Source organism: Pseudomonas sp. 50_B, from assembly GCF_017491625.1.
In the GTDB taxonomy this organism is placed as follows: Bacteria; Pseudomonadota; Gammaproteobacteria; order Pseudomonadales; family Pseudomonadaceae; genus Aquipseudomonas; species Aquipseudomonas danubii.
This window is the reverse complement of record NZ_JAFGYX010000013.1, coordinates 26570-38671: the sequence shown is the minus strand read 5'-3', so window position 1 is coordinate 38671 and position 12102 is coordinate 26570. Positions and strand designations below refer to the sequence as shown.

General features: G+C 62.2%; 9 protein-coding genes. All 9 read left to right on the top strand.

The window, feature by feature from the left end:
• Nucleotides 1-41: 41 nt before the first annotated feature.
• The 9 genes from J5M73_RS19135 to J5M73_RS19095 all read left to right on the top strand — a co-directional run bounded on the left by J5M73_RS19135 (nucleotide 42) and on the right by J5M73_RS19095 (nucleotide 12094).
• Entirely contained in the window at nucleotides 42-590 is a 549-nt protein-coding gene (locus J5M73_RS19135) for a cysteine hydrolase family protein (protein WP_102865276.1), read from the top strand.
• A 761-nt stretch (nucleotides 591-1351) separates the two neighbouring features.
• Nucleotides 1352-3235: a 3-dehydroquinate synthase gene (locus J5M73_RS19130; protein WP_102865275.1), complete on the top strand. Its 1884-nt coding sequence runs from the start codon at nucleotides 1352-1354 to the stop codon at nucleotides 3233-3235.
• On the top strand, nucleotides 3232-4116 hold the full coding sequence (locus tag J5M73_RS19125) for a UbiA family prenyltransferase (protein ID WP_102865274.1): 885 nt from the start codon (nucleotides 3232-3234) through the stop codon (nucleotides 4114-4116). Before J5M73_RS19130 ends, J5M73_RS19125 begins: the two co-directional genes overlap by 4 nt.
• Nucleotides 4113-4880: an EboA domain-containing protein gene (locus J5M73_RS19120; protein WP_102865273.1), complete on the top strand. Its 768-nt coding sequence runs from the start codon at nucleotides 4113-4115 to the stop codon at nucleotides 4878-4880. Before J5M73_RS19125 ends, J5M73_RS19120 begins: the two co-directional genes overlap by 4 nt.
• A gap of 54 nt (nucleotides 4881-4934) precedes the next feature.
• Nucleotides 4935-5819 carry a TatD family hydrolase gene (locus J5M73_RS19115; RefSeq protein ID WP_102865272.1) on the top strand — a complete coding sequence of 295 codons (885 nt, stop codon included), beginning with the start codon at nucleotides 4935-4937 and terminating at the stop codon, nucleotides 5817-5819.
• Nucleotides 5816-7054 (top strand): metabolite traffic protein EboE, encoded by a 1239-nt coding sequence (gene eboE, locus J5M73_RS19110; protein ID WP_102865271.1) that lies wholly within the window; start codon nucleotides 5816-5818, stop codon nucleotides 7052-7054. Before J5M73_RS19115 ends, eboE begins: the two co-directional genes overlap by 4 nt.
• Complete coding sequence (locus J5M73_RS19105; protein ID WP_102865270.1) at nucleotides 7044-8489, top strand: nucleotide pyrophosphatase/phosphodiesterase family protein; 1446 nt, start codon at nucleotides 7044-7046, stop codon at nucleotides 8487-8489. Before eboE ends, J5M73_RS19105 begins: the two co-directional genes overlap by 11 nt.
• Entirely contained in the window at nucleotides 8468-9655 is a 1188-nt protein-coding gene (locus tag J5M73_RS19100) for a hypothetical protein (RefSeq protein ID WP_102865269.1), read from the top strand. The genes J5M73_RS19105 and J5M73_RS19100 overlap by 22 nt, the downstream gene beginning before the upstream one ends.
• A gap of 12 nt (nucleotides 9656-9667) precedes the next feature.
• On the top strand, nucleotides 9668-12094 hold the full coding sequence (locus J5M73_RS19095; RefSeq protein ID WP_102865268.1) for a hypothetical protein: 2427 nt from the start codon (nucleotides 9668-9670) through the stop codon (nucleotides 12092-12094).
• The last annotated feature ends 8 nt before the right edge of the window (nucleotides 12095-12102 follow it).

The following is a 12102-nucleotide window of genomic DNA, read 5'->3' as shown; positions in this document are numbered from 1 at the left end:
TACTGGGCCCCAGGTTATCCACTCACTTGGAGGCAACACCCATGGCCAAACAGGCGCTCATCGTAATCGATATCCAGAACGACTACTTCGCCCACGGCAAATGGCCCCTGGTCGGGGTCGACGCAGCGGCGGACAACGCGGCAAGGCTGATCCAGGCCTTTCGCCAGAAGGCGCAGGCGGTGGTGCACATCCGCCACGAATTCACCTCCGACAGCGCGCCCTTTTTCACCCCAGGCTCCGAGGGTGCGCACTTGCACCCCAAGGTGCTGAACCGCGCCGACGAACCCGTGGTGCTCAAGCACTTCGTCAACTCGTTCCGGGAAACCGAGCTGCAGGCGATCCTCCAGCAACAGGGCATCGATGAACTGGTGATCGTGGGCAACATGAGCCACATGTGCGTAGAGGGCACCGCACGGGCCGCTGCCGACCTGGGCTACCCGGTCAAGGTGATACACGACGCCTGTGCCACCCTCGACCTGGAGTTCAACGGCCAGCGAGTAGCGGCGGCGCAAGTACAAAGCGCGGTGATGTCGGCCCTGGCATTCGCCTACGCCGATGTCCTGTCCACCGAAGAGTTCCTCGCGGCCTGATCGCTTGCATTCTGCGCCGACGATGGCGGTGAGCTCAGCCTCACCGCCGTTTGTGTCTGGGCAGGCATGCCCCAGACAGATATCCACGGGCAAGGACGCCACACCGCCTGTTGTCGCCAGCAAGACAACTTCCCGAACTACTTACGAATGATTCTTGTTATTCAGGCTAATTGTTAGTTGCGACCAAACTCTCGTCGCCACAACTCAAAGCGGTCAAATAAATGGCGCCATTAACAATGGTCGACATTCAATAGCTAACTAATGGAAATGTTTTAACCCCCGATTATTTCAAATCCTGCCTTGAGCTTTACCAAGAGTCGCTTCGCGCCTAATAACATCAACACTTATAAATCTCAGTGCTTACTTCTTACGGTTACCTCTAATTCAATATAGCCAAAGCGAATAATACATATAACAAAAAACAAGCTCACCTATCACAGGACTCCCCCCCCGGATTCATTGCCCTTAAAGCCAAGCAACAAGGTTGCACCACGTCCCTGGGGAGGGTGTTTGCAACAGTATCAACAGCAGAACTCGATACTTTCCCAGCGCGCCAGAAAAGAGCCTTGCGAGCCACTTCAATCACCTTACTTGCAAATCCAGCGGCCTTGGCTAAGTTGATAGCTACTCGCCACTGAAGTGCTCTTCAGCCGCCAGAAAACCAATAAAAAACTGTCGAGGAACTCAATAACCGGACGCCCCCCGCCTGCCCCAGCTGAGACTGACACGGAATTAGTCATATTAATCAAGAGGGATGCTTGATGAAGCGCAGTTCATTGCCTCGAGTTTTTTCATTCAAGGGTGCGGCCGAAAATTACTGGCTCTCGTTAGTGCTGTTTTCCATCCTGGTGGTCGCCAGCTTCCTGCTGTTTGAACAACAGATCCAACAGTTGCTGAATCACCTTGGCAACTTCCTCCCTTCCGATCCCGTGCAACGCACCAGCCTCGCTCTGCTGCTGGTCACCCTGCTGGCCCTGGACGTGCTCTTGCCGGTGCCTTCCAGCCTGGTGGCGCTGCTGGCCGTTGCGGTCCTGGGCGCCGTTGGCGGCTATCTGGTGATTTTCAGCGGCCTGTGCCTGGGAGCCTGTCTGGGCTACTGGCTGGGGGCCGGCTACTTTCGCCTGCTGTCCAACTGGCTGGGGCTCAGGAGCTGGCAGCCGGGGCAACTGGCCTATCGCCTCAGCACCCTGTCGCTGATCTGCCTGCGCGGAGTTCCAGTGCTGGCAGAGACCTCGGTGCTGGCCGCGGGCATGCAGCGTTATCCACTGCGCCAGTTCCTGCTGGTCACCACCCTGGCCAATGCCGGGCTGGCCCTGGCCTACGCCGCCATCGGCAGTTTGCTGGTGGAGCAGAACGCACTGCTGGCGACCATTCTCGCCAGCATGGTGCTGCCGGGGCTGGTCCTGGGCGCCCGCAGCCTGCTCAAGCCTCGCGCTGCGCAGCCGCCGATGGAGCAAAACCATCCTCTGGAAGGACGCTTCGAGGTGAGCTACCACTACCCGGTGCTGTTCACCGATCACATTTTCCAGGCCGACAATCCCTGCCTGCACCGGCAACTGGTCCAGGCGCAACAGGGACGCACCACAGTGCTGGTGTTCATCGATGAACAATTGCTGCAGTGCTGCCCACAACTGGCGCAACAGATCGCCGCCTATTTCAGCGCCCACGCCGCCGACCTGCATCTGCAGGCCGCACCGATCCCGGTGCCGGCGGGCGAACTGAGCAAGACCCCGGACGTGCTCCAGCAGTTGTATGCCCACATGCTTGAACACGGCCTGGACCGCCATTGCTATGTGCTGGCCCTGGGCGGCGGCGCGGTACTGGACGCCGTCGGCTATGCCTGCGCCACCTTTCATCGGGGGATGCGGCTGATCCGCATCCCGACCACGGTGCTGGCCCAGAACGACGCCGGCATCGGGGTCAAGAACGGCATCAACGCGTTCGCCCAGAAGAACCTGCTGGGCGCCTTCTACCCGGCCACGGCAGTGATCAACGACTTCCAGCTGCTGCTCAGCCTGTCGCCCCGGGACCAGATCGCCGGGCTGGCCGAAGCGGTGAAAGTGGCCGTGATCAAGGACGCTGCATTCTTCCAGTGGATGGAGCAGCAGGCCGAGGCCCTGGCGAGCTTTGAACACAGCGCCAGCCGCTACGCCATCTTCCGCTGTGCGCAATTGCATCTGGGCCATATCACCGGGGCCGGCGACCCCTTCGAACGGGGCAATGGCCGCCCCCTGGATTATGGGCACTGGGCTGCGCACAAGCTGGAGAACCTCAGCCAGCACCGCTTGCGCCATGGTGAGGCGGTGGCGGTGGGCATGGCCCTGGACGCGCTCTATGCCAATGCCACCGGCTTGCTGAGCCATGCTGAAACCCAGCGCCTGTTGCAGCTGCTGGACAAGCTCGGCTTCAACCTGTGCCCGCCGGAGTTGCGGTTGCAGGATGCCCAGGGCCGCTCCCTGGTGCTGCTGGGGCTGGAGGAGTTTCGCCAGCACCTGGGGGGCCAGTTGTCGATCCCGATGCTCAACCGCCTGGGCCAGTCCACCGATGTGCACCACATCGAACTGCCGGTCATGGAGCAGGCCCTGCTGCGTCTGAGCAGTTTCGGTGGGCCGGACTTCGCCTGGACCGAAGGCTGCGCCCAATGAGCCACTCCTCCCTGACCACCTGGCTGACCCTGGGCCGGGTATCCAACCTGCCGACGGTGTGGACCAACGCCCTGGCCGCCGCGTTGCTGGCCAGCAGCGCCACCACCCTGGCACCGCCCTCGCCACTGGTGTGGACCCTGCTGCTGGTGGCGCTCTCGGCGCTGTACCTGGCCGGGATGCTGCTCAACGACCTGCTGGATGCCGATTGGGACCAGCAACATCAGAACCCGCGGCCGATTGTCCTGGGCCTGGTCAGCCGGACTCAGGTCAGCCTAGCCACCGCTGCCCTGTTGCTGCTAGCGGCGCTGTCGGTACTGGGCCTGAGCCACCTGATCGCGCAGCCCCATTGGCTGCTGGCCAGCGCCGGCTTGCTGCTGCTGTTCATCCTGGCCTACAACCTGCTGCACAAAAAATACCCCCACAGCGTCTGGCTCATGGGCGGCTGCCGCTCGGCCCTGTACCTGACCGCCGCCGCCAGCCTGGCCATGCCACCGCAGCCGCTGTGGCTGTGTGCCGCGCTGCTGGGCACCTACATCGCCGGCCTGACCTACCTGGCCCGACTGGAGCATCGCAACCAACTGCTCAGCCGCCTGCCGCTGCTGCTGATGCTCAGCCCCCTGGCCCTCGCCGCTTACGCAGACAACGGGGTGTTCTGGCTGGTCCTGCTGCTGTGGCTGGGCTGGTTGGGCTGGCACTACCGGCGTCATTTGGCCAACCCGCAACAGCGGCAGATTCGTGCCTTTATCGGTGCCGGCCTCGCCGCCCTGCCGTTGTTCGATGCCCTGGTGCTGGCCCTGGCCAATCAACCCCTGGGCAGCCTGCTGTGCGTGCTGGTGTTCTTTCTGCTGCCCCACCTTCAACGCTGGATCAAGCCGACATGACCATGGACGTCACTTTCCCCGCCTCGCTCCCGCTCGTCATGCGCCATGAGGCCTTTGCCGAACGCCGCCGCCAACTCGACGACCAGCTCGACGACGAGAACCGCCGCTGGTGGCTCGCCGCCCTGGAGCAACTGGCCAGCCAAGCGTCGGCCAACACCCTGGTGCTGCTCAGCAGCCAGTGCAAGCGTCGCTTTGGCAACGCCGAGGTCAGCGCCAGCCCAGGCTGGAACCGGACTCAACTGGCCCGCGCCTTGCTCCTGGAGCAACTGCTGGAACAGCAGGCCGGCGGCGATCAACTGGCCCTGCTGCGCCAGCTGTTTCTGTGGGGCGACGACCAGGAAAAAAGCGTGCTGCTCAGGGTCCTCGACGACCTCGACACAGAGGGTCGCAGCCTCGAACTGGCGCTCCAGGCAGGACGTACCAACAACCGTGAAGTGTTCGCCGCCCTCGCCCTGGACAACCCCTTTCCCGCTCGCCACTACCACGACCGGGCCTTTCACCAGTTGCTGCTCAAGACCCTGGGCATGGGCCTGGACAGTGGGCGCATCGAAGGCCTGGCCCAGCGCCACAGCGTCGACCTCAACCAACTGGCCCTGGAGCATATGGAAGAACAGTTGGCGGCGTTCCGCAGTGTCAGCGACGGGCTGCCCCATGCCATCGCCTTCGAGCTGTTGAGCCAGGCCCAGCGCCAACGCTTGCGCCACCTGTGCCAGCAGCGACGACTGCCACCGCACTGGCTCCAGCACTTGCCACCCGACGCCTGATTCGACACCGGCGCACCCACTCCATTTTCTCTACCACTGCATCAGGGACTCACCATGCCGAAGTACTTCGACCCGCACATTCATATGGTCAGCCGCACCACCGACGACTATCAGAACATGGCCGCCGCCGGTATCACCGGGGTGATCGAGCCGGCCTTCTGGCAAGGCCAGGCGCGCACCAGCGTCGGCAGCTTCATTGACTACTTCGACACCCTTCTGGGCTGGGAGCGCTTTCGCGCCAGCATGTTCGGCATTCACCACTTCTGCACCATCGGCCTCAATCCCAAGGAAGCCAATGACCTGTCGGTGGCCAACGAGGTGCTGGAGATCCTGCCGCGCTACCTGGTCAAGGACGGTGTGGTAGCGGTCGGCGAGATCGGCTACGACGACATCACTCCCGAGGAAGACCGCTTTCTCGCCGCGCAACTGGAGCTGGCCAAGCAGTTCAACCTGCCGGTGCTGGTGCACACCCCACATCGGGACAAGATCGGCGGCACCAAGCGCACCCTGGCGGTGATCCGTGAAGTGGGCATCGCCGAGCATCTGGTGATCATCGATCACCTCAACGAACTGACCCTGCCCCTGGTGCTGGACAGCGACTGCTGGCGCGGGCACTCCATCTACCCCAACACCAAGATGTCGGAGCAGCGCATGGTGGCCCTGCTCAAGGAGTACGGCACCGAGAAGATGGTGGTCAACAGCGCCGCCGACTGGGGCATCAGCGATCCGCTCAAGGTGCCCAAGACCGGCCAGGCCATGCTCGCCTCCGGATTCAGCGAGGCTCAGGTGGAACAGGTGCTGTTCCATAACCCGGTGGATTTCTTCGCCCAGAGCGGACAACTCGACAAGCAACAGGTGAGCACCCCGCTGCCCATCGATCAGCGTCGCCAATGGCAGGACAACTCCGCCCTGCGCGGCCAGGAACCGGTGGTCAAATGAGCGCCCGGGCCGGTTGGAGCGCCGCGCAGATCGGTTACTGCAGCAACGTGCACCCGGCGCGGGACGTGGCCGGCCTGGAAAGTTCGATCCTCCAGCACTTCCAGGGGGTGCGCCGCCAGCGTGGCCTGGCGGTGCAGGACAGCGGCCTGTGGATCAGCGCCCAGGCGGCCGCCGAGCTGCAGCAGCCCGCAGTGCGCGAATCCTTCCTCGGGCTGTTGCACGACAGCGGGATGCGCCTGACGTCCCTCAACGGCTTTCCCTACGGCCAGTTCCATCAGGGTGCGGTGAAGGCCGAGGTCTACCGACCGACCTGGGCCGAACCACAACGCCTGGAGTACAGCCTGCAACTGGCGGAGTTGCTCGCCGCCGCGCTGCCCCTGGACTGCCAACAGGGCGTGATTTCCAGCGTGCCCCTGGGTTATGCCGCCCTTTGGGACGACGCCCAGCAACAACAGGCCGAGGCCCAGCTGTTGCAGTTGACTGCCGGGCTGGCCAGCCTGCATCGACGCAGCGGCAAGAAGATCCTGCTGTGCCTGGAGATGGAGCCGGACTGCGTACTGGAAAACACCGATCAGGCCATCGCCTTCTTTCAGCGCTGGAAAGCCACCGACCCCCACCATCAATACCTGGCGCTGTGCTTCGACGTCTGCCACCAGGCGGTGGTCTTCGAGGACTGTTACCAATCGCTGCAACGGCTGCTACAGGCGCGTATTCCGGTGGGCAAGATCCAACTGTCCAATGCACTGATCTGTCACTTGCCGGTGACGGACCTGGCACGCCGCGAGCAGGTACTGCAGGCCCTGGGTAACTTCGCCGAAGCCACCTACCTGCATCAGGTGAAGGCCCGTGACCGCAAAGGCCAACTGCTGGCCTGGGCCGACCTGCCCAAGGCACTACAGGCGGTGGAAGCGGTGCAGGGCCAGTGCCGCGAGTTGCGCATTCACTTTCACGTGCCCTTGTTCAGTGAACAGTTCCTGTTGCCAGAGCTCAACGGCAGCCAGCAGGCCCTGATGCACACCTTCGACTTTCTCGCCGCCCATCCGCAGTGCCAGCCGGTGCTGGAAGTCGAGACCTACAGCTGGAACGTACTGCCCGGCACCCTGCGTCCGGACACCGAACAAGCCCTGCTCAAAGGCATTGCCGCAGAGCTGCAGTGGGTTGAACAACAGTTGCGCCAGCGGCACTTGCTGCATGGGCAATCGTCCCCCATGGAGGCGCCAGCCCATGCCCTCTGAAGCACTGCGCCAGCCCCTGCTGCTGATCAACGTGGTCGGCCTGACCCCCAGCTTGCTGGGCCCGGCCACGCCGCGGATCAACGCCCTGCTGCAACGGGCCAAAATGGCCCGGCTGCGCCCGGTGTTCCCGGCCGTGACCTCGACGGTACAGGCTTCGATCCTCACCGGCTTGCCACCTTCGCAACACGGCATTGTCGGCAACGGCTGGTATTTGCGCGATCAGGCCGAAGTGCGCTTCTGGCTGCAGCCCAATGCGCTGATCCAGGGTGAAAAGGTCTGGCAGACCTTGCAACGTGAGATCCCCGGCCTGCGCTGCAGCCAGCTGTTCTGGTGGTTCAACATGTACGCCGAGGTGGATGCCGCCATTACGCCACGCCCCCACTACCCGGCCGACGGGCGCAAGATGTTCGGCCTCTACTCGTCACCGCCCGGGCTGCACGAACGCATCGAACGGCAGATTGGCGAGTTTCCCTTTCCGGGCTTCTGGGGCCCGGCGGCGGGCATTGCCTCCAGTCGCTGGATCGTCGACTGCGCCATCGCCGAGTTCCAGATCAGTCGCCCCGACCTGCAACTGATCTACCTGCCGCACCTGGACTACAGCCTGCAACGCCTGGGGCCCGAGCATCCGTCCATCAGCGACGAAGTGCGGGCCATCGACCATGAAGTCGGGCGCCTGCTGGACTTTGCCCAGCAACAAGGCGCGGCGGTGATGCTGGTTTCCGAATACGGCATCGAAGCGGTGCAGCAATCAATCTCCATCAACCGCGTGCTGCGGGAACAGGGCCTGCTGCAAGTACGCCGTTCCCTGAGTTGGGAGCTGCTCGACCCCGGCGCCAGTGCCGCCTTTGCCGTGGCCGACCATCAGATCGCCCACGTCTACGTGCGCCAGCCCAGGGACATTGCTCGGGTCAAGGCCCTGCTGCAGCGCCAGCCGGGCATCGAGCAGGTGCTGGATAAAACCGAACAGCGGGCCTGGCAGCTCGATCACCCGCGCAGCGGCGAGCTGGTGGCGGTGGCCGCCCCGGGCTTCTGGTTCGATTACTACTACTGGTTCGACGACCGCCTGGCCCCGGACTTCGCCCGCACCGTGGATATCCACCGCAAGCCGGGCTATGACCCGCTGGAGCTGTTCATCGATCCGGCGATCCGCTTTCCCAAGCTGCGGGTCGCCCGCCGCCTGCTGCAGAAGAAGCTCGGCTTTCGCTACTACATGGACCTGATTCCCCTGGACACCCGACTGATTCGCGGCAGCCACGGACGCTTGCCGAGCAACGATGAGGTGGGACCGCTATTGATCACCGATTGCGATTTACCACTGCCGGAGCATCTGCCGGCCACTGCGGTAAAGCACCTGCTCCTAGAGCATTTCCTAGGGCGCCCCTATGACGACACGGCTCAAGCCAAGGAGATTCCATGCGGCGAACCATCCCTATAGCGGTACTCAGTGTGTTGAGCGGTCTCGCTCAGGCACAGAGCCCGAACACCTTCGATTGCAACAAGTTCCTGACCTTCGCAGACGACCCCACGACCACTCTGGCGACGTTCAAGCAGAGCCCGGAAACCATGGCCTGGAACTGGTTTGTCTGCCTCAACCAGCCGGATGCCAGCCATAACAACAATCGGGTCTGGGAAACGTTCAAGCCTTCCGATCAGGTTTACCTGTTGAAGGGGGCCGAGCCCCTGCCCTACTCCGACCATGAAAACCTGCCGAGCGAAGTCCCGGAACTGGCACAAAAACAGGGCATGGACCCCAAAGGGCTGTTTCAGTTTCTCGGCAACGACATGCCAGGCAGCCCGCAGAACGGCATCCAGCAGGTGGATGGCCTGGCTCTGAAAATGCGCAGCGGCCCACCGGTGCCACCGTCGAAAAACGAACAGTTGGTGCGCTTTCACCTGTTGATGGGCGAGGACACCTTCAACTACATCGTCGCCAACAAGATCTACAACCGCGATGGCCTGGCCAAGCTCACCAGCAACCTGGACTTCCCGGACACGGCCTGGGAGCTGAAAACCTCCTGGTTCTGGATCGGCGCCGACCAGGACTTCAAGGCCCTGTTGACCCAGGACGGGTACTACATCTCCCAGGCCTATTACGTCGACAGCACGGGCCAGTATCAGGTGGGCTACGCCGCCCTGAGCGGCATGCATGTGATCAACAAGCTGACCCCGGACTGGGTCTGGACCACCTTCGAAAACCGCAACAATCCCAAGTACACCGTCACCAATGACACCCCACCCAAGCCGATGACCAACATCACCGGCCCCACCGAGGCGGCCAAACCGGTGAACACCAGCTTCCAGCAGCAGTATTCGAACCTGGCCCAGTACGAACTGATCGGCGTGCAGTACGACCAGAACCTTGCCGAACCCAAGCTGCTGGCCAACTCCCAGCTGGAGTCGGCGTTCCAGGGCAGTTCTTCATGCCTGGCCTGCCACAGCACGGCGGCCTATTCGACGAAGAAGAACACCTTCTTCTCGTTCAACATCGACCACACAGGCGGAATCCTCTACCCCACCAGCGTACTGCCGGACAAAGACTTCATCGGTTATCAAAAACTGGATTACGTCTGGTCGCTCAAACGCGCCCAGTGGAAACGCTAAGGAGAGCAGCCCATGAGCGTCTTGAACTTTCCACGGATCTACCTCAACGGTTTCATGTTCTGGAACCCGCCAACCTTCAACAACAACGATGTGCTGCCGCTATACGACGCGGTGAAGATGCAGATGAACTGGCCTTTCCTGAACCGGTACGGGATCAACGACAAGAATGCCCCGCAAACGCTGATGCCCTGGGGCATCACGCCGCTGGCCTACAAGAACGTCCCGGACTACGTGCTGCAGGTGCCCACCAACGGCGATCCCAACAACTACCCGATGATTCCCGCCGAGTGGGATCTGTTCGGCGACAACGCCTGCGGCACCGTGGACTACCAGCAGTTGCGCTCGGTGATCATCGGCGGGGAATCCAAGGTCGACAGCTACATCGACAGCGATCCGCTGATCAACAAGTCCTACCAACTGCTGGGCAACTCCTTCGGCAACCCGACCCCGACCGCCGCACGCTTCGTCGACGTCAGCCCCTGGCAGAACACCTTCACCGCCCTGTACTTCGACAAGTTGGTGCTCGGTGACGCCACCTGTGGCCTGACCCTGAAACACACGTACCGCATGCTCAACCGCTTTCTCGACTTCAACTGGGGCGCCTTTGGCGGCCTGGTCTACGTCACGGCCACCTGGCAGACCTGCTTTCCCAAGGACCAACTGGAATGGGTCATCGGCGACTCAAAACTGTTGAAAAACCTGCAGGATGAAATGCTCAGTCAGAACGCCCAGGGCCTGATGATCAGGTTCACCACCTACCTGACCGTCTATGACAAGAACGGCCTGTTCAACGACTTCAAGATCGTCAACAGCCATTCCCAGGCGCCCTGGGACATGTCCAGGCTGCAGATGCTCTATCAAATGGGCCTGGACAACCCGACCGAAACCTTCTTCAACCCGGCCTACAGCCGCACCGCTGGCACCCTGGGCCTGTGGTTCGCCAATGAGTTCCCCACCGCACCGGCCGGCCAGCGCCTGGTGCCTAAGACTTCGGTGCCGTTCTACAAAAAGGTCCCGGACGATACGCAGATCCATGCGGATGAACAGTTGGTCAATCTGGGCGTGATCAGCGCCGAGCTCCACGGCGACACGCTATCTCTGGATCTGGGCAATACCTTTCCGATCTACCCGGACGTCCATGATGGCCCGGCCGCCCCCGATCTGGATGGCCGCAACAACGCTGTTCCGGTCGCCGCCAAGTTCCACGTCGGCGACTTTGAGTTGGGGGTCCAGCAGGGCGGCAACTTCGAGCCCCTGACCAGCGTCAGCTACGAGCAATATCAGCAGAGCGCCTTTGACAAGCGTTCCGGCCTGCTGGACCTGCCCCTCGATACCAGCGCCCAGGCCCTGTTGAAAAACGGCAACCTGGCACTGCGCCTGAAGGGCACGGATACCATCGCCGCCGAACAGCAGATGTGGACCGCGGAAGTCATCGAGAGCGGCAGCTTCATCGACGTCGGTGACAGCCGGACGCTGAACATCATGGTGCAAAACAACGGCAAGCCCGCAACGGCCGGCACCACCTTGTGGGTCGCCGAGTACAACAACGCCTACATGCTGACCACCAGCAACTACTACCTGGCGTTCAGCAACCCGGCAGATTTCGTGCTGATCACTGACTATCCCAAAGCGCGTGCCAAGAACAAGCCGGGAATGCCCCAGTTCATCGGCGGTTCGCAGCATCCGAGCCTGTTAAGGGAGGGCAGTGGCAGGAGCCTGAGTGCCATGATCGTCAGGGGTTCCGCGTGCGATGAGCCGGTCAGCAACGCCATCACCTATCAGAAGTTCCTGAAAACCCCGGCCGCGGTCGATCTGAGGCCCTGCCTGAGGTTCGAGAACCCGCAAGCGATGAGCGGGCAACTGGATAATGACGCCGGCATGGGCGCCACCGTGAACTACAGCCTGACCCGCATCCAGACCAATGCCGACGGCATTGCCCAGTTGACGGTGCATGCCGTGGCGCCGGGCTTCCCCACTGTGCGGTTTTTCATCCAGGACGATCCGACGGGCATTCCGTTCAGCTTCTCCTACACCGGTGCCTTCACCGACTTCCTTTCGCCGCTGCGGGTGCTGCCGCAAGAACCGCAGATGCTCAAGGACTTCATCGACTACTGGAACGGCGTGTGCAAGTTCGACGACGCCAACGTGCGGATCTGGAACGGCTTCATCTTTCCGCAAATCCTCCAGCCCTTCTATTACCTCTACCCGATCATGAACAAGTACATGCCGCTCAACTCCCTGCAACGCATCGAGGGCGCGATCGAGCAGTTCATCAAACTGATCAGCAAGGAGTATCAGGAGGCCAGCACCCTGGCCATGCCTATCACCCGGGACTTGCCGCAGAGCCGTCGCCAGGTGCTGGAAATCTGGGCCAAGGACCTGGTGAGCACCGGCTACCCGCCGACCCAGCTGAACCTCGACGACTATCAGCAAGGCTGAGCCGCAAC